This window comes from Gluconacetobacter brunescens, from assembly GCF_048695475.1.
Lineage (GTDB): Bacteria > Pseudomonadota > Alphaproteobacteria > Acetobacterales > Acetobacteraceae > Gluconacetobacter.
Genome location: NZ_JBLHEN010000001.1, coordinates 2298965 through 2315693 on the forward strand (window position 1 = coordinate 2298965; position 16729 = coordinate 2315693).

16 protein-coding genes are annotated in these 16729 nt (G+C 68.0%); 12 read left to right on the forward strand and 4 right to left on the reverse strand.

All coding sequences use genetic code 11. From position 1 onward, the window contains the following. Positions 1 to 31: 31 nt before the first annotated feature. From ACMAUO_RS10205 to ybaK, 5 genes are all read left to right on the forward strand, one after another. Positions 32 to 457 (forward strand): phosphoribosyl-ATP pyrophosphatase, encoded by a 426-nt coding sequence (locus ACMAUO_RS10205; RefSeq protein WP_420356782.1) that lies wholly within the window; start codon positions 32 to 34, stop codon positions 455 to 457. 171 nt (positions 458 to 628) lie between these two features. Continuing rightward, positions 629 to 1159: a CvpA family protein gene (locus ACMAUO_RS10210; RefSeq protein WP_420356783.1), complete on the forward strand. Its 531-nt coding sequence runs from the start codon at positions 629 to 631 to the stop codon at positions 1157 to 1159. A gap of 89 nt (positions 1160 to 1248) precedes the next feature. Next, positions 1249 to 2790, forward strand: coding sequence for an amidophosphoribosyltransferase (gene purF / locus ACMAUO_RS10215; protein ID WP_420356784.1), 1542 nt, complete (start codon positions 1249 to 1251; stop codon positions 2788 to 2790). A gap of 22 nt (positions 2791 to 2812) precedes the next feature. After that, on the forward strand, positions 2813 to 3556 hold the full coding sequence (locus tag ACMAUO_RS10220; RefSeq protein ID WP_420356785.1) for an SDR family NAD(P)-dependent oxidoreductase: 744 nt from the start codon (positions 2813 to 2815) through the stop codon (positions 3554 to 3556). Positions 3557 to 3587: 31 nt separating this feature from the next. Beyond that, complete coding sequence (gene ybaK / locus ACMAUO_RS10225; RefSeq protein WP_420356786.1) at positions 3588 to 4079, forward strand: Cys-tRNA(Pro) deacylase; 492 nt, start codon at positions 3588 to 3590, stop codon at positions 4077 to 4079. A 123-nt stretch (positions 4080 to 4202) separates the two neighbouring features. Here ybaK and ACMAUO_RS10230 read toward each other — a convergent pair whose 3' ends face one another. Beyond that, positions 4203 to 4964 carry an OmpH/Skp family outer membrane protein gene (locus tag ACMAUO_RS10230; protein ID WP_420356787.1) on the reverse strand — a complete coding sequence of 254 codons (762 nt, stop codon included), beginning with the start codon at positions 4962 to 4964 and terminating at the stop codon, positions 4203 to 4205. A gap of 202 nt (positions 4965 to 5166) precedes the next feature. On the opposite strand from ACMAUO_RS10230, the gene ACMAUO_RS10235 reads away from it, so the two are divergent. Beyond that, a complete protein-coding gene (locus ACMAUO_RS10235; RefSeq protein ID WP_420356788.1) occupies positions 5167 to 5553 on the forward strand; it encodes a hypothetical protein in 387 nt (128 codons plus the stop codon). Positions 5554 to 5833: 280 nt separating this feature from the next. Here ACMAUO_RS10235 and ACMAUO_RS10240 read toward each other — a convergent pair whose 3' ends face one another. The 3 genes from ACMAUO_RS10240 to xseA all read right to left on the reverse strand — a co-directional run bounded on the left by ACMAUO_RS10240 (position 5834) and on the right by xseA (position 8507). Further along, complete coding sequence (locus ACMAUO_RS10240) at positions 5834 to 6319, reverse strand: DNA-binding protein (protein ID WP_420356789.1); 486 nt, start codon at positions 6317 to 6319, stop codon at positions 5834 to 5836. A 251-nt stretch (positions 6320 to 6570) separates the two neighbouring features. Then, positions 6571 to 6930: a BA14K family protein gene (locus ACMAUO_RS10245; protein ID WP_420357258.1), complete on the reverse strand. Its 360-nt coding sequence runs from the start codon at positions 6928 to 6930 to the stop codon at positions 6571 to 6573. A gap of 107 nt (positions 6931 to 7037) precedes the next feature. Further along, positions 7038 to 8507: an exodeoxyribonuclease VII large subunit gene (gene xseA, locus ACMAUO_RS10250; protein WP_420356790.1), complete on the reverse strand. Its 1470-nt coding sequence runs from the start codon at positions 8505 to 8507 to the stop codon at positions 7038 to 7040. Between the two features lie 192 nt (positions 8508 to 8699). Here xseA and ACMAUO_RS10255 point away from each other — a divergent pair, with 192 nt between their 5' ends. From ACMAUO_RS10255 to ACMAUO_RS10280, 6 genes are all read left to right on the forward strand, one after another. Next, positions 8700 to 8903 (forward strand): hypothetical protein, encoded by a 204-nt coding sequence (locus ACMAUO_RS10255; RefSeq protein WP_420356791.1) that lies wholly within the window; start codon positions 8700 to 8702, stop codon positions 8901 to 8903. A gap of 50 nt (positions 8904 to 8953) precedes the next feature. After that, the gene (locus tag ACMAUO_RS10260; RefSeq protein ID WP_420356792.1) at positions 8954 to 11176 is read left to right on the forward strand and encodes a glycosyltransferase; all 2223 of its coding nucleotides are present in this window, start codon (positions 8954 to 8956) and stop codon (positions 11174 to 11176) included. A 29-nt stretch (positions 11177 to 11205) separates the two neighbouring features. Then, positions 11206 to 13050, forward strand: a complete 1845-nt coding sequence (locus ACMAUO_RS10265) for a glycosyltransferase family 4 protein (protein WP_420356793.1) — start codon at positions 11206 to 11208, stop codon at positions 13048 to 13050. 109 nt (positions 13051 to 13159) lie between these two features. Beyond that, positions 13160 to 14467 carry a phosphoribosylamine--glycine ligase gene (gene purD / locus ACMAUO_RS10270; RefSeq protein ID WP_420357259.1) on the forward strand — a complete coding sequence of 436 codons (1308 nt, stop codon included), beginning with the start codon at positions 13160 to 13162 and terminating at the stop codon, positions 14465 to 14467. 154 nt (positions 14468 to 14621) lie between these two features. Further along, entirely contained in the window at positions 14622 to 16292 is a 1671-nt protein-coding gene (locus ACMAUO_RS10275; RefSeq protein ID WP_420356794.1) for a M28 family metallopeptidase, read from the forward strand. 45 nt (positions 16293 to 16337) lie between these two features. Continuing rightward, complete coding sequence (locus ACMAUO_RS10280; RefSeq protein WP_420356795.1) at positions 16338 to 16661, forward strand: zinc ribbon domain-containing protein YjdM; 324 nt, start codon at positions 16338 to 16340, stop codon at positions 16659 to 16661. The last annotated feature ends 68 nt before the right edge of the window (positions 16662 to 16729 follow it).

Below are 16729 nucleotides of genomic sequence, written 5' to 3' on the forward strand. Positions count from 1 at the left end.
CGCATGATCCCGCCCCCGGCATCATCGCGGGATGGCATCTCCCCCCCCTCTACCGCCGCATGACGATCCCGCCGCCGCGCCCGACGCGCGGCGGGCGGTCGAGGCGCTGTGGCAGGCCCTGTCACAGGATGCCGCCCAGGCGCCGCCGCCCACGGAACGGGATATCCGCCGCCTGGCCCGCGCCTTCGGGCTGCATGGCGACCATTGCGTGGTGGGGCTGATCGCCGGCGACAGGAGCCAGCTCGTCCGCGAGAGCGCCCATGTGCTGACCTGCCTGATGCGGATCTGGGCGGCGCGGAACCTCTCGGCCGGCGCCGTATGGACCGAGCTGGACCGCCGTACCCAGGTCGGCGAACTGCTGATGATGCTGAACAACACGCCGCGCCGCCGCGCCGGGCGGTCGGCCGGGCGCGCCCTCGGCCGACCGTGGAAGATCCAGTCCACCAAGCTGCCCTGATGGCGGGAATGCGATCTTTCCTTTGGCACCGTGGAGGGACGGGTGGCATAAGCGCGCCAAGGTCACGCTTCGCCGTGTCATGACAGCCCGCCACAGCACAAGGACAGTCCCGCCCCCCATGTCTCGGGTCCCTTTTTTCCCAGCGTCCGGCCGGGTGGCCGATCCCGCTCCATGAACGGGGCCTGGGTGGATCTGGCGGCGGCACTGGTCGTGCTGGCCTCGGCCCTGTTCGGCTGGGCGCGCGGCCTGGTCCGCGAAATCCTGGGGCTGGCGACCTGGGCCGGCGCGCTGGTCCTGGCCATGCGCTGGATGGACCCGGTGCATCAGGCGCTCACGCCGTGGATCGACAATCCGCTGGTGGCCACCGCCGCCAGCTTCGCCCTGCCCTTCATCGGGCTGCTGGTCGTCTTCACGCTGCTGGCCCATCTTCTCGGCCGGATCGTCCGCGACTCGGTTCTCGGGGGGCTAAACGGCATGCTGGGCCTGCTGTTCGGCGGCCTGCGCGGCTATGTCGTCCTGGCCGTGCTCTATGTCGCCGTGAGCACGGAAGTGGCGCCGATGGATTGGCCCCAGCCGGTGCAGGATGCACGCGCAACCGCTTTCGTTGCCCGGGGGGCCTTCTTTCTCGGCAGGCTCCTGCCCATTTCCATGCAGGCACAGCTTGCGCAACCGGTGCAGACGCGCCATGACGCCCCGATATGACCCCTGAACGGGGCCTTTCCCCCTTCGCCTCCCTGGGGCCTGCCCAGGGTCTTCGCCCGGTCAAAAGCCGAGGAAAGAGAGAACCGATCATGCCGATCCGCCCCACCGTCCCGCAGGCCGCCACCTCATGCAGCCCGGCCGCCGCGTGTCCGTCGGGCCACCGCGACGACGTGCCGCCGCAGTGGCACGACGACGACAAGCCGCATGAGGAATGCGGCGTCTTCGGTGTCTGGAACGTCAACGACGCTTCGGCGCTGACGGCGCTGGGGCTGCACGCGCTCCAGCATCGCGGGCAGGAAGCCACGGGCATCGTGTCGTATGACGGCGAGCGCTTCCACACCCACAAGGGGCTGGGGCTGGTGGGCGACGTGTTCGGCGACGCGCGGGTCATGGCCACCCTGCCCGGCCACCGGGCGGTGGGCCACAACCGCTATGCTACCACCGGCGCCACGCTGATCCGCAACGTGCAGCCGCTGTTCGCCGATTTCGAGTTCGGTGGCCTGGCGGTGGCGCATAACGGCAACCTGACGAACGCCGAAACCCTCAAGCGCGCCCTGATCCGCCGTGGCTGCATCTTCCAGTCCACGACCGACAGCGAGGTGTTCATCCACCTGATCGCGATCTCGCTCTACGCCTCGGTGATCGACCGGCTGATCGACGCGCTGAAGCAGGTGCTGGGCGCCTATTCGCTGGTGGTGCTGTCGCGCGAGGCGCTGATCGGCGTGCGCGACCCGCTGGGCGTGCGGCCGCTGATCCTGGGCCGCATCCCCGGCGAGACCGAGTCCGCCCCGCCTTCCTGGGTGCTGGCCAGCGAGACCTGCGCGCTGGATATCGTGGGCGCGGAATTCGTCCGCGACGTCGAGCCGGGCGAGGTCGTCATCATCGACAATGACGGCGTGCGCTCGGTGAAGCCCTTCGGCGAGCAGAAGGCCCGCTTCTGCGTGTTCGAATATATCTATTTCGCCCGCCCGGACTCGGTGCTGGACGGCGTGCCGGTCTACGAGGCCCGCAAGCGCATCGGCGTCGAACTGGCCCGCGAAAGCGCGGTCGATGCCGACGTGATCGTGCCGGTGCCCGATTCCGGCGTGCCCTCGGCCATGGGCTACGCGATGGCCAGCGGCATTCCCTTCGAACTGGGCATCATCCGCAACCATTATGTCGGCCGCACCTTCATCGAGCCGACCGACCAGATCCGCCATCTGGGCGTGAAGCTGAAACATTCGACCAACCGCCCGGTGCTGGACGGCAAGCGCGTCGTGCTGGTCGATGATTCGATCGTGCGCGGCACCACCTCGCGCAAGATCGTGGACATGGTCCGCGCCGCCGGCGCGCGCGAGGTGCATATGCGCATCTCCTCGCCGCCGACCACGCATTCCTGCTTCTACGGCATCGACACGCCCGAGCGCAGCAAGCTGCTGGCCGCCCGCCACGACCTGAAGGAAATGGCCGAACTGATCGGCGTGGACAGCCTGGCCTTCATCTCGTTCGACGGCCTGTATCGTGCCCTGGGCCACGAGGGACGCGACGCCGCCGCCGGCCGCTATTGCGATGCCTGCTTCACCGGCGACTACCCGATCGCCCTGGTCGATTACGAGGCCGCCGGCGGCGACCCGCATTCCGACGCCGCGTGACCCCTGCCGGGCCTGAGGCGGCATGCCGCCGGATAGCGTAAACCCCGGCAGCATGGCCCCCGGCAGCGTCGCCCTGATCACCGGCGCCAGCCGGGGCATCGGCCGCGCCACCGCCCTGGCCCTGGCCGATGCCGGGGCCCACTGCATCCTCACCGCCCGCACGCCGGGCGGGCTGGAGGAAACCGACGACCTGATCACCCGCCGCACCGGCCGCCCCGCCACCCTGCTGCCCATGGACCTGCGGGACGGCGCCGCGATCGACGCGCTGGGCCCCTCGATCGCCGCCCGCTTCGGCCGGCTGGACGTGCTGGTGCATTGCGCCGCCATGCTGGGCGTGCTCACACCCGTCACCCACATGCGCGACACCGACTGGGAGGCCACGCTGGCGGTCAACACCACCGCCACCTGGCGGCTGATCCGCACCACCGCACCGCTGCTGGACCGCGCCCCCGCCGGCCGCGCCCTGTTCCTGACCGACGGCCACGCCACCCGCCCCGCCAGTTTCTGGGGCATGATGGCGGCCTCGAAAGCGGCCATGGAGGCCGTGGTGCTGACCTGGGCCGATGAAATCGGGCCGGACTCGGCGCTCAGGATCAATCTCTACGATCCCGGCCCCGTGGCCACCCGCCTGCGGGTGCAGGCCATGCCCGCCGCCGACCTGTCCGCCCTGCCCCGGCCCGAACAGGTCGCCGCCGCCCTCGCCGCCCTGTGCCGGCCCGACGAACAGCGCCACGGGCAACGGATCACGACACCCGCAAGAGCCTGACGCGCCCGCCCGATTCTGTTATGACACCGGCATGGCCAAGAAACCCCAGACCCCCGGCACGCCGGCCACACTGGCCCTGACCCGCGCCGGCATCGCCTTCATCCCCGTGACCTACAGCTACGATCCCGACGCCGACCGTCTGGGCGTGCAGGCCGCCGAGGCGATCGGCGAGCCCCCGGCCCGGGTCTTCAAGACCCTGATGGCGGAAATCGACGGCAACGCGGTGTGCGTCGTCGTGCCGTCGGACCACGAGGTCAGCATGAAGAAACTGGCCGCCGCCTTCGGCGGCAAGAGCGCCAGGATGATGAAGCCGGCCGATGCCGAGCGCATCACCGGCTTCCGCGTCGGCGGCATCAGCCCGTTCGGGCAGAAGAAGCGCGTGCCCACGGCCTTCGCGCGGCAGGCTGCCGACCTGCCCTATCTTTATACCAATGGGGGCCAGCGCGGCTTGCAGGTGCGCCTGCTCCCGGCCGACGCATTGCGCGCCAGTGCGGCCACATTGGCGGATCTGACGGCGGAGTGATCTTCTTTTTCTGAAGAAAAAGAAGCAAAAAGACTTTGTTCGTTTTCCGGTTTGCTTGCAGGCGAGATCCTAAAGCGTGGTGCGGTCATTCGACTGGCCGCAGCGCGCTCCAGGACCGCTTTCTTACCCCTGCTGCTGCTGCGGATCGGTCATCTGCACCGGCGCAGTCGGGAACTTGCCCGATTTCGCGATCACTTCCGGGTCCTCGTTCGCCGCCGGCAGATAGACATGCGGCAGAATGGCATTCAGCCGGCTCGCCACCTGGTTGCTGATATCGACCTGCGGCCCATGCAGCACGGTCAGGCCCGACTGCACCACCAGCGTCAGCCCGCGCGCCTTCGCCACGGTGTTCACCACCTGGCCGATTTCTCGCTGAACCTGGTTCACCGCGATCTGGATATCTTCCTCCAGGATCCGGTTGCGGTTGCCGAACTTGCGCTGGTCGGCCGCCGCGCGCTGCTGCAAGGTGCGCTGCTGGGCTTCCGCCTCGGCCCGGGGCGCATTCATCATCTGCTGGCGCAGGGTCTGAAGCTGCTGTTCCTCGGCCCGCACATCACGGATCAGGGCATCGCGCCGCGCGGCCATCTCCTTCTCGACTTCCTGGATCGCAACCGATTGCCGCATGATCGCGTCGGTATCGAATACGCCCACGATCGGCGCGGGAGGCTTGGCACCGGGCGGCAACGCCGCAAAATCGGGCACTGGCGGCGCGGGCAGGACCGGCTGCTGGTCGGCACCGGCAGGCGCGGAGGCAGCCGCGGGTGCGGGCGCTGTCCGCGCCGCCGGGGCGGCCGCGAGGGCGGGGGTCAGGACGGCGCCCATCCCGGTCACAACGAAGAATCCAGCCAGAAGCCGGCGGCACGAGGCCCGGGAAATATCGGTCATGATCGCAATCCGTAAGACAGGGAGCAAACGCGACGGCGCGCGGGCCGGGAACGGCAAAAACAGCAATGCTGCCCTGCCTAGCCGATCACCGGGAGCCTGACCAGTCCTCGCCCGTTCAAACACGTACATACACGCACGACGATCCGGCCCGGAGCGTGCCATACTCCCCTCTCCACACCCCTCTCTGAAAGGGTCCGTCGCCATGAACCCGCGTTCCCATCGGCAGATTGCCGGCTGCCTCACCCTCGCCGCCCTGTGCCTGCCACCGGCACTGTCATCCGCCCGCCCCGCACCGGCCTCGGCACCCCACGCGTCGCACTCCGCCTATCCCGATGGAACGGGCGATTCGCTGGTCGACCGGCTGAATGCGGCCCAGTTGCCGCAGAGCTATCGCGGCCCGCTCTATTATCAGGGCCAGCCCATCCCCCAGGCCCAGCCGATCGACGTGCAGAGCCTGCCCCCGAACGTGCCGCAGGTCGTACCCCCGCCGCCACCCGGAGCCCGCGCGCCCGAGCCCTCCATGCGCCCGCCCGGCCTGACCGGCGGCGTGCTGCCACCACCGGAACCACCCTGCGCCGGAGCCTGCTGACAGGCGCCGAAAAAGCCACAATTCCGCTGTAATTCCAGAACAGTCTGCTGCGGTGGCGTCGGTGCGTGATGCAAATGTTCCCGACGTCACACCCATATCCGGAAGCATCCCGCCTCAGAGCCTGCCTGGAAATGTGCGCTGGCGAGCGAGAGCGGCCCGTGAGGGCCGTGCCCGTCGTGTGTTTCCGAGCATCGGAGCGGAGCGGCCTTGATGGCCGTGAGCACCGAAGCACAGGAAACACGCGTCGGATCGCCGCCAGCGCGCATTTCCAGGCAGGCTTTCAGAGCATCGCATACAGCCGCCACATCACCGGCGTATGGGAGAGAAAGATCAGCCCCAGCCCGGAAGCAAACAGCAGCTTGAGCCCCAGCGGGCCGCCCGACGACACCAGCGCATCGAGCGTCAGCGCCTGCATGCAGGGATCGATCAGCCGGACTGGGCGCCCGCGTGCGTCCTGCACGGGCGGCGCCGCGATCCGCGCCCGCCATTCCTGCCGCTGTCGCGCTTCCTCAGCCGCCGAAATCCGTGCCCGACCGTATAATTGCGTGACATATCGATCCAGATCCTCGACCCGATACATCAGGGTCCGCCCGTTCCGCGCCGCCGGGCGCGGCCCCGCATGCAGCAGGCCGAGCATGCGCAGCCGTCGCGCAGGGATACCCAGATAGATGGCAGCATCGGCCAGCGGCAACATGCGCCGCAACGGAAAGAGGTGAACGGTCGCCAGGCCGTCATTGGCGCCATCCGGAGGAGTGAGGCCGCTCATCCCCCCGACGATGTTGCCCCGTGGCTTCGGCTGTCAATCATAACCTGCACCAATCGCAGGCGCGTTTCCGGATAAGCCTTATACGGCGATCCTGATCTGTGTTGGCGTATGGGTGAAGGAAGAACCTTCTTTTTCTGAAGAAAAAGAAGCAAAAAGACTTTTATTCGTTTACGGGCGTTCTCTGCCCCGGCAGAAGAATTCCAAACAGATCAAAAGTTTTTTGGTTCTTTTTTTCAAAAAAGAACAAATACTTAACGACAGATATGCCGCTCCCCGTCCGCGCCGATATAAGTCCCGGTCAGCGGATCAAAACAGGCATTGGCCACGCAGGCGTTGCCCGACGCCAGCGGCGCCGGATTCACCCGTGCCGCCATGGCCTGCGTCGCATGCGCCGAAGCACCGCAGAGCGGCGTATCGAGCGGGGCGGAAGGGTCGTTCACCAGTTGCGCCTCGTTGGCGGGCGGCGGGGCTTCCACCACCGTTCCCGGCGCGAACTGCAAGGGCGGATGCCGCCCCGGCTGGCTCGCCACCGGCGCGGGGGGCTTGGCACAACCGGCCAGCAGAGCCAGAACCGGCAGCACGCCCAGCGCCACCCGGCCGGCCGCGCGCATGAAGGAAGACCGGCGACGTGCGTTCATGGCTCTGTCCTGTGTACTCCGGCCGGCCATCGGGCAAGCCGATCCGGTCCCATCCATCATCCGTCTTATCGCCCGCACGGTCAAAGATCGAGCCGCCCCTGGGACCCGTCGGGCCGCAGCGCGCGGACCTCCGCCACGCCATCGGCGAATGTCAGTTCCAGGCGGCCGCCCGGCCGCACGTCGGCCGCGCGGGTCACCGCCACGCCTGACGGATCGCGCACCAGCACATAGCCGCGCTCCAGCACCGCCATGGGCGACAGCGACTCCAGCCGCCCCGCCAGCCCGTTCAGATGGGCGCGCCGCTCGCGCACCATCCCCGCCAGCGGAGCAGCTGACAGCCGCGCCCGGTCGGTCCGCGCCCGCCGGTCGCGCAACGCCTGCCGCAGGCCCGAGAGCAGATGGCTGGCCACGAGATCCAGGCGGGCCCGCCCTGGCCCCGTCAGCAGCAGGGGCGAGGGCATCATGCGCCCGGTCGCCAGCAGGGCGGCGCGCCGCCGCTCGATCAACCCCGGCAGCGCGCGGTCCAGCCGCTCGCCCCGGTCGTCCACCCGCATCCGTGCCGTGGCCAGCAGCGACGGCAGGTCGGGCATCCGCGCCGCCGCCCGGTCCAGCCGCAGTCGCGCGGTCTGCGTCAGGCGGGTCAGCCCGCTGGTCAGACGCGCGACACGATGCGCCAGATCGGCCACCAGTTCGGCCCGCGCCGGCACCGCCATCTCGGCCGCCGCCGTGGGGGTGGGCGCGCGCCGGTCGGAAACGTAATCGATCAGCGTGGTGTCGGTCTCATGCCCCACCGCCGAAATCAGCGGAATGCGGCAGGCGTCCACCGCCCGCAGCACCGCCTCGTCGTTAAAGGCCATCAGGTCTTCCAGCGACCCGCCGCCGCGCGCCACGATCAGCACGTCGGGGCGCGGCACCGCCCCGCGCCCGTCGATCGCGTCAAACCCGGCGATGGCGGCGGCAATCTGCGCCGCAGCCCCCTCGCCCTGCACGGCAACCGGCCACACCAGCAGCCGGCGGGGAAAGCGCCGGGCGACGGTGGTGCGGATATCATGCAGCACCGCGCCCTGCGCCGAGGTGACGATGCCGATCACATCGGGCAGGAACGGCAGCGCCCGCTTGCGCGCGGCATCGAACAGGCCCTCGGCCGCCAGCTTCAGCCGCAGCCGCTCGATGCGCGCCAGCAGCGCGCCCTCGCCGGCATATTCCATCCGCTCGACGATCAACTGGTAGGACGAGCGCTCGCCATACGACGAGACCTTGCCGGTGGCGATGATCTCCAGCCCGTTTTCCGGCACCAGCCCCAGCCGCGACACCGACCCGCGCCAGACGACCCCCGAGATCTTCCCGCTCTCATCCTTCAGCGAGAAATAAAGATGGCCGGACGAATAGCGTTTGAATTCCGTGATCTCGCCCCGCACCCGCACGCGGCCGAACGTGCCTTCCAGCGTACGGCGGATCGCCCCCGAAATCTCGGAGACTGAATATTCGGGCACATTGCCCGGTCCAGGGCCCGGTCCGGGGCCACCGGACGTGCGAAGCGTTTCGTCCATCGCCGCAAGGTAGGATAGACACGCCGATCCCGAAAGACCGGACAGACCGACCGGCCCCATTCCCGACGGCGACGCGGCTTGGTCGCCACTTTCCAGCCGCCACGAGCCGCCCCTGCCCGCCCCGGACGGTTGCCTCTGTTACCGATAGGGCGTAATGGATAACACGGTTAAAAGACTGTCTGAAAAGTGCCGATGCCGAGTCAAGAACGGCCTGACGGGCCGGACACGATGGCCCTTGGCGCCCCGGCATCGATCAGCGAAAGCGACGCGCTGCCCGCCATGCGCGCGGGATGCACACGGCATCCCAACGCGCCGATCACCACCGAAGCGGTGCCGGTGGCCTGCTTTCTCCCCTCTCCCGATCAGGCGCCTCCTCCCGCGCCTTGCGCCGTTTGACGCGCATTTTCGTTGGCTGGACACTTCATCTTGGCAATAACCCGGGCAATATGATGAAAATTGCTTTATGGACCGCCCATCTCTCCGCCCCCGGCGATCCGGCCTGGTTCGATTGTGCCGCGCAATACCGGTTCCTGCGCGATCATTTCCCGGACCAGGCGGTCACATTCTTTACCGACCTGCCTGATTCCGGCGTCTTCCCGATTCCCGACATCGCCTCCCCGGCCGATCTGCCGCGCTGGTGCGCGGAGCACGAAGATGGCGTTCTCGTGGTCCATTACCGGGATGGTCCACTTCCGTGCCTCGACCTTCTGACCAACCGGCGCGCGCCCGTGATCCTGCGCTGGCACAATGCGACACCTCCCTGGTTCACGTTCGGCCGGCAGAACGCCGATGCGCACGCCGCCCTGGCGGGCTACGAAACCATTGCCGAGATCGCGCGATATCCCCACATCCACGTCTGGTGCAATTCGCCTTTCACGCGCGAACAGTTCCGTGCTCTGGGTGGACGGGCCGATCGGAGCCGCGTCGTCTTTCCGGCAGGTCATGCCGCCACGGAACAGGCGAAACCGGATGCACGGACGGCACATGCCACGTCGCCCGACGAAACGACCGTGCTGGTCGCGGGCCGCGTCGCACCGCACAAGGGGCAGATCAATGCCATCCATGTCGCCGACCGGGTCAAGGCAATCACCGGGCGCCCTCTCACGCTCCATTTCGTGGGCAGCGGCTTCCACGATCCCACACCTTATGCCGGCGCCCTGCGCGACGCCATCGAGACGGCAGACTGCACAATCGTGCTGCATGAAGGCATTTCACAGGGCACGCTGCGCGATCTCCACGCCCGAGCGCACGCCTGCCTCAGTCTTTCCGAACATGAGGGCTTCGGGGATGATGTCTTCGGCGCCCTGCGCGCGGGCGTTCCGGTGGTCGCCTGGGCGGTAACGGCGCTGGAAACCCTGCTGGATGGCCATCCTTTCGCGTTCCGGCATTTTGATATCGACATGTTCGCATCCGCCATCGCCGCCCTGCGCGACCCGGTGGTGCGCAGCCGCGTTCTGGACTCCCAGGCGATGCTCCTGCCCCGCTATCGGCCCGAGATCACGAACGATCAGATTCTCGCCGGCCTGGCCAGCGTGTTTCCGGCCGGCCCGCAGGACCAGGCGGCACCGGCACCCGAGGCGGATCTGGGCGAACCCTCGCTTGAGCGCCATCCCGCCATCCTGCGGCAGGTCGTGCGGGAATGGCACCGCGCGGCAGGGCATTTTCCGCAAAGCAGCGAAGCCAGCCTGGCCTATGACAGCCATATCAACATCACCTCGCTTCACGACCTCAGGCTGGCGCGCGCGCACACCGAGATGACGACGGCCCGGCGCTACGCGGCCCTGGCGACGGAAAACGATGCCGAACTTCGGATCGCCCCCCTGGATTTCAACTGTTTTTCCGCCGTCATCACCACGCCCGGGCGCCAATCCGGCTCCGCCGGGGCGGCGCGGCATTATCCCGCCAGGCCCCTTGTCAGCGGCCCCTATATCGCCCTTCCCCCCGGCACCTATCGGGTACGCTTCATCCTCGACATCACGCTCCAGACACCGGGCGAACTGACGGTCGATATCGAAGCCGTCGTGAACGGCACGCATGTCGTGGGTCGCGACTGCCTGACATGCCGGCCGGGAGAGAGAATGCCCCCTGCCAGCATTACCTTCGAGACGACGGACGAATCCGCCCTGGTCACGTTTCGCATCCACCCACGCCAGGCTTTCACGGGGATGGTTGCGTTCGGCGGTGCAAGACTGCGAAATGCGCATCGCGATTTCGCCATCAAGGACGAGACCGAAGGATCGGAAAATCCGCCGCTTCCCGCATCGGACATCGAAACGCTTCTGGCCGGGAAGCGCAGCCGCGCGATTCTGGGCAGGGTTCGTGCCCGCCGTCTTTTCCGTGCCGGCAACATCGCGCGTGACGAAGCCAAATGGGCAGTAGCGGCCAGGATCTATTCAAAGGGGCTTCTGCTGCAACCGGATCATTTCGACTATACCGTTCAATGCGCCCACATGCTCAAGGAAACGGGGGCGATGGCCCTGGCAGAGCGGCTTTATCTGCGGGCGCTCGGCATGCGTCCCGGCGATCCCGATCTCACTCTTCAGCTCGGCCATTTCTACAAGATAGCCGGACGGTCTGACGACGCGCTTCGGTATTACGAAGCGGCGGCGGCCTCCCTGCACCCCGCCGCCAGCCTGGCGCGTGCCGAACTTCAGGGGGCCGGATCGTGACAACGCCCCGAACTCCGGACCAGCCATCCATGAAAATTGCCTTCCTTGTTCAGGGCCTGTTCGAAATCAGCGACTCGATCGGTTTCGATTGCGTCTATCAATACCGTCTGCTGCGCGACATGCCGGGCGGCGAAACCGCCCGCCTGTTCGCGGAGCGTTTCGACCAGGCCCGGCACCCCGACGTGCCGATCGAGGACCTGCCCCAATTCCATGCATGGTGCGACGAAAACCCCGATGGCATCATCATCTATCATTATTGCGGCGCCTGGCCGGAGATCGACGATTTCCTGCGCGGGCGGCCCACCCGCGCGGTCATACGCTGGCACAACAACACCGCGCCGTGGTTCTACCTCTCCCAATCCACGCACCTGTCGCATACGTTGGCGGGATTCGAAAACATCGTTGCCCTCGCACAGGCGCCACATCTGCGTTTCTGGGTCAATTCGGACTTCACGCGCGACCAGTTCGCAGCCCTCGGCGGTGATCCCGGCCGATGCACGACCGTCTTCCCCGCCAGTCGCTACCTGACCGCCGCAACCAGCCCCGACCGCACGCCGCAGCGCCGGGTCTTTCCGCAGGAAGGGCCGATCAATCTCGTCTTCGTCAGCCGCGTGGTGGCCCATAAAGGCCATCGCTCCATCGTGGCGATCGCGCGGCGCGTCGCGGCCCTCACCGGCCGCCCCGTCATCGTGCGCTTCGCCGGCCGGGAGGACGAGGTCAAGAAGGACATCGCGGCATTCGCGGCGAAGCTCCAGGTCGATGTCCGTTTCCTGGGCGAGATTTCCGAAGCGGAACTCAGCGCGCTCTATAACCAGTCCGACGCGCTTCTCTGCCTCTCCGAACATGAGGGATTCGGCCTGCCCGTCTTCGAGGCCATGCGGTGCGACCTGCCGGTCGTCGCCTGGCGCAATACGGCACTGGACGCCCTGCTCGCCGAGCATCCGCTGGCCTTCGAGCATTACGACCTGAACCTGTTCGCCGCCGCCGTGGCCAGCCTTGCGGACCCGCTGGTCCACAGTCAGGTCCTCGACGCCCAGCACCATATCCGCGAACATTATTCCCCGCGTGTGGTGCGCGAGCAGATCACGCAGGGCCTCCGCCGCCTGAGCGAGAACGACCGCGAGACGACGATGGCCAGGCTGCGCGCCCTGTCGGATGCCAACCCCGGCCTGACACCCGACATCGAAAAACCCCTCGGCGACTGGCTGCTCCGCGCGGGCGAGACCACACGTACCAGCCAGCCGCCCGCAATCGACGCGCTTGAAACGGCGGTGCTGCATGACAGCGGCAGCAATCTGGTCTCGTTCCACGATCTCAGGATGTTCCGCGACCTTACCGAGGGTCGGGAGGCCCTGCATGCCGCAGCATTCGGGACGCCTGCAACACAAGGGCAGCTCCATTTCGGGGCGGAACTGTTCACCGGTCGCGATTCCAGGCTGATCGACGGCAGGCTGGATTTCCCGGCAGGCCCTTACCCGTCCGGCCATCGGATCTTCGGACCGTATGTCACCCTGCCCAAAGGGTATTTCGAAGCCGTGTTCGACCTCGTCATCGACCCTGCTTGCAGCCCGTTCGCCAGCGACGTGGTGATCGACGTCTTCTGCATGCCCGGCGGCGTCGTCGGCAGGCGCCGGCTGCGCGCGGCGACAATCGGGCCCTCCACGGCCTTCACGCTGCGCTTCGACCTGCCGGCCGGCGATCCGACCACCGAATTCCGCGTTGCGTTCTCCAGGCCCTTTTCGGCGGCGCTGTCCTTCGGCGGCGTTACCATCAGGCGCGCCGGGCCGCGACCGCCCGAGCGGAGCGGCCTGCTTGCCAGCCTGGGAAGAACCGTGGGCAGGCTGGTGAAGGGCGGGCGGAAAGGCCGGTCATGAACCCGCGCCGCCGCAAAGAACATCGTCCGCCGGCGCGGGGTATGATAGAGACGGCCTCCCCGGACAGCCGGGGAATGTCGGATATGTCAGTGACAGGGACGGTAACGTGATGCGGGTGCTTCTGGTCGGATCGGGTGGACGGGAACATGCGATGGCGGCGGCGATCGCGCGCTCGCCCGCGCTGGAGGCCCTGTTCATCGCCCCCGGCAATCCGGGCACCGCCGCGCTGGGCACCAATGTCGCCATTGCCGTCGATGACGTGCCTGCCCTGGTGGCCTTTGCAAAGGCCGAACGGATCAACCTGGTGGTGCCGGGCCCCGAGGCCCCGCTGGTCGCGGGCCTGGCCGATGCCTGCATCGCGGCCGGCATCCCCTGCGCCGGCCCCAGCCGCGCCGCCGCCGAACTGGAAGGCAGCAAGAGCTTCACCAAGGAAGTCTGCGACGCCGCATCCATCCCCACCGCCCGCTGGGAACGGTTCGACGCCGCCGCCCCGGCGCTGGAATTCGTCCGCCGCCGTGGCGCGCCGATCGTGATCAAGGCCGACGGCCTGGCCGCCGGCAAGGGCGTGGTCGTGGCCATGACGGTCGCGGAAGCCGAAGAGGCCATCCGGTCCATGATGGACGACGCCACCCTCGGCGCCGCCGGCCAGTCGGTGGTGATCGAGGAATGCCTGGTGGGCGACGAAGTGTCCCTGTTCGCCTTCTGCGCCGACGAAACCGCCGTGCTGATCGGCGCGGCGCAGGACCACAAGCGCATCGGCGAGGGCGATACCGGCCCCAACACCGGCGGCATGGGCGCCGTCTCGCCCCCCACCGGCTTCGACCGTGCAAGGCAGGAAGCGGCGCTGGACCTGCTGGTGCGCCCTATGCTGGCCGAAATGGTCCGGCGCGGCACGCCCTTCCGTGGCGTCATCTTCGCCGGCCTGATGCTGACGGCCGAGGGCCCGAAACTGATCGAATATAACGTCCGCTTCGGCGACCCCGAGGCCCAGGCCCTGCTGATCCGCCTGCAATCCGACCTGCTGCCCGCCCTGGCCTCGGTCGCCGCCGGCACGCTGGAGGCGGCGGATATCCGCTTCTCCGACGATCACTCCATCAGCATCGTCCTCGCCGCGCGCGGCTATCCGGGCAAGCCCGCCGCCGGCGGCGTGATCACGGGACTGGAACAGGCCGAAGCCCAGCCCGGCGTCCACATCTTCCATGCCGGCACCAGGCGCGACGACCAGGGCCGCCTGATCGCGGCTGGCGGCCGCGTCCTGACCGTCTGCGCCACCGGCGGCACGCTGGGCGAAGCCCGCGCCCGCGCCTATCAGGCCATCCCGGCCATCCATTGGGATGACGCGGTGTGGCGGCGCGACATCGGCGACCGCGCCCTGCGCGCCGCCGCAGCCAGCGACGCGCCGTCAGACGCGGGCTGAGACCTGTCCGGCCGCCGGAGACGTGCCAGGCAGACATCCACGACAACCCTCCGGTTTCCGATCGCCCGGCCTTGTCGCCCTGGTGAAACCTGCCCAGAGTGCCTGTCATCGACAGGCTGCCACGCGGCGGCATCATTCCGACCGGAGAGAGTCCATGATCCTTCGTCGTCCGCTCGCGGCGCTCTTTCCCGCCGCGATCCTCGCGACGCTGGCGCCTGCCCACGCGGCCATCCCATGGGCGCCGATCGATCCGGCGCGCATGTCGGCGGCAATCCGCACCCTCGCCTCCGATCCGTTTGAAGGCCGTGCCCCCGCGACCACGGGCGAGGCCAGGACAGTGGACTGGCTAATCGCGCAATATCGGAAGATCGGGCTGGAACCAGGTGGCGAGAATGGCGGCTGGACCCAGACCGTGCCGTTGCTGCGCACCAGGATCGGAACGCCGTCCCGGCTCGACGTAACGGTCGGCGGCGCCGCACTGCCGCTGGAACTGAAAAAGGATGTCTATCTCACCACCCTGTCGCCAATCGAACGGATCAGGGTGAACGCGGCCCCACTGGTGTTCGTGGGCTATGGCGTGCATGCGCCCGAACGCCAGTGGGACGATTACAAGGGCGTCGACCTGAAAGGCAAGGTCGCCGTCTTTCTGGTCAACGATCCGGATTTCGATGCGAGGCCGGAAGAGCCCGTCGCCGGGCGTTTTGGCGGCCGGACGATGACCTATTACGGGCGCTGGACCTATAAATATGAGGAAGCGGCGCGACGTGGCGCGATCGCGGCCCTGATCGTGCATGACACGCCCGGCGCCTCCTATCCATGGACGACCGTGATCGCGCCGGGCGGCGAGGCATTCGACATCGTGCGCGAGGAAGGCGCCGGCAAGCCCGTGCCGCTCCAGGGCTGGCTGGAAGGGAGCGCCGCCACGCGCCTCTTCGCCCGCGCGGGGCTCGACCTTGCGGCGTTGCGCGTCAAGGCGCGCGATCCGGGGTTTCGACCGGTGACGCTTGCCGGCGCGACCCTGACGGCCGACGTGCCGGTCGCGGTGGCGCATCTGCAAAGCCGCAATGTCATCGGCAAGCTGACCGGCGCGAAATATCCTGACGAGACAGTCCTGTATGGCGCGCACTGGGATGCGTTCGGCGTCGGCACCGACGCGCGGGGCCAGCCCGTCATTCGGCGCGGCGCCATCGATGACGGGTCGGGCATCGCCGCGATGCTGGAAATCGCCCGCGCCTTCAAGGCCGGTGCGAAACCGGCCCGGACGGTCATGTTCGCGGCCTGGACGGCCGAGGAACGCGGCCTGCTCGGATCGACCTGGTATGTCGAACATCCATTGGCTCCGCTTGCGAAAACCGCCGCCAATTTCACCATCGACGTGTTGCAGATGGCCGGCCCGGCGCGCAATGCCTTCGTCATCGGCGACGGCCAGAATAGCCTGCAGGACGACCTCGTGCCGGCCGCCCATGCACAGGGCCGCATCGTGCAGCCCGAGGCCAGTCCCGAGCGTGGTGCCTTCTATCGCGCCGATCATCTGCCCTTTGCGCGCGCGGGCGTACCGGTCATTGCCGTGATGGACATGACCGGCCCTTACGACCTGCTGTCGGGCGGCATCCCGGCGGGCGAGGCGTGGCTGAAGGCTTATATGCATTGCTACCATCAGGCCTGTGACGCCTGGAGCCAGGACTGGGATCTGCGGGGCGCGGCCGAGGATGCGGCGCTCGTCTATCAGGTCGGGCGCAATGTGGCCTTCTCGCACGCATGGCCGCAATGGAAGGCCGGTTCCGAATTCGCCGCCATCCGCGCGGCGAGTGCCGCCGCCCGATAGGAGACGGGGATTGTCTGCCGGGTCCGGTGAGGATAAGTCCCGTTCATGAACACCACCGCACCCACCTGCCCACAATGCAGCCTGGCAGAAACGCATATCGAGGGGGCGCATCATGTCTGCGACACCTGCGGTTATGAATGGCCAGCAGACATCGCTGAAACCACCGCCGAAGAGGTCGTGCGCGATGCCAATGGCGTGGTGCTTGCCGACGGCGACACGGTCGTCGTGATCAAGGACCTGAAGGTGAAGGGCTCCTCGACCACGCTGAAGGTCGGCACCAAGATCAAGAACATCCGCCTGCGTGGTGGCGACCACGCAATCGAAGCCGGCAGCTACATGCTGAAGGCCGAGTTCCTCCGCAAGGCCTGAACGAATCGGGGTGCAGGGGTCCGCGACCCCTGCCGGGTTCGGGCAGAGCCCGAGCACAACCCGCCACG

Bases quoted from the DNA above. Each gene is read 5' to 3' on its own strand.
- ACMAUO_RS10265 (WP_420356793.1), top strand. From the start codon at position 11,206: ATGAAAATTGCCTTCCTTGTTCAGGGCCTGTTCGAAATCAGCGACTCG.
- xseA (WP_420356790.1), bottom strand. From the start codon at position 8,507: ATGGACGAAACGCTTCGCACGTCCGGTGGCCCCGGACCGGGCCCTGGA.
- ACMAUO_RS10280 (WP_420356795.1), top strand. From the start codon at position 16,338: ATGAACACCACCGCACCCACCTGCCCACAATGCAGCCTGGCAGAAACG.
- ACMAUO_RS10275 (WP_420356794.1), top strand. From the start codon at position 14,622: ATGATCCTTCGTCGTCCGCTCGCGGCGCTCTTTCCCGCCGCGATCCTC.
- ACMAUO_RS10240 (WP_420356789.1), bottom strand. From the start codon at position 6,319: ATGAGCGGCCTCACTCCTCCGGATGGCGCCAATGACGGCCTGGCGACC.
- ACMAUO_RS10245 (WP_420357258.1), bottom strand. From the start codon at position 6,930: ATGCGCGCGGCCGGCCGGGTGGCGCTGGGCGTGCTGCCGGTTCTGGCT.
- ACMAUO_RS10255 (WP_420356791.1), top strand. From the start codon at position 8,700: ATGCCGAGTCAAGAACGGCCTGACGGGCCGGACACGATGGCCCTTGGC.
- ACMAUO_RS10220 (WP_420356785.1), top strand. From the start codon at position 2,813: ATGCCGCCGGATAGCGTAAACCCCGGCAGCATGGCCCCCGGCAGCGTC.
- ACMAUO_RS10260 (WP_420356792.1), top strand. From the start codon at position 8,954: ATGATGAAAATTGCTTTATGGACCGCCCATCTCTCCGCCCCCGGCGAT.
- purF (WP_420356784.1), top strand. From the start codon at position 1,249: ATGCCGATCCGCCCCACCGTCCCGCAGGCCGCCACCTCATGCAGCCCG.
- ACMAUO_RS10205 (WP_420356782.1), top strand. From the start codon at position 32: ATGGCATCTCCCCCCCCTCTACCGCCGCATGACGATCCCGCCGCCGCG.
- ACMAUO_RS10235 (WP_420356788.1), top strand. From the start codon at position 5,167: ATGAACCCGCGTTCCCATCGGCAGATTGCCGGCTGCCTCACCCTCGCC.
- ACMAUO_RS10230 (WP_420356787.1), bottom strand. From the start codon at position 4,964: ATGACCGATATTTCCCGGGCCTCGTGCCGCCGGCTTCTGGCTGGATTC.
- purD (WP_420357259.1), top strand. From the start codon at position 13,160: ATGCGGGTGCTTCTGGTCGGATCGGGTGGACGGGAACATGCGATGGCG.
- ACMAUO_RS10210 (WP_420356783.1), top strand. From the start codon at position 629: ATGAACGGGGCCTGGGTGGATCTGGCGGCGGCACTGGTCGTGCTGGCC.
- ybaK (WP_420356786.1), top strand. From the start codon at position 3,588: ATGGCCAAGAAACCCCAGACCCCCGGCACGCCGGCCACACTGGCCCTG.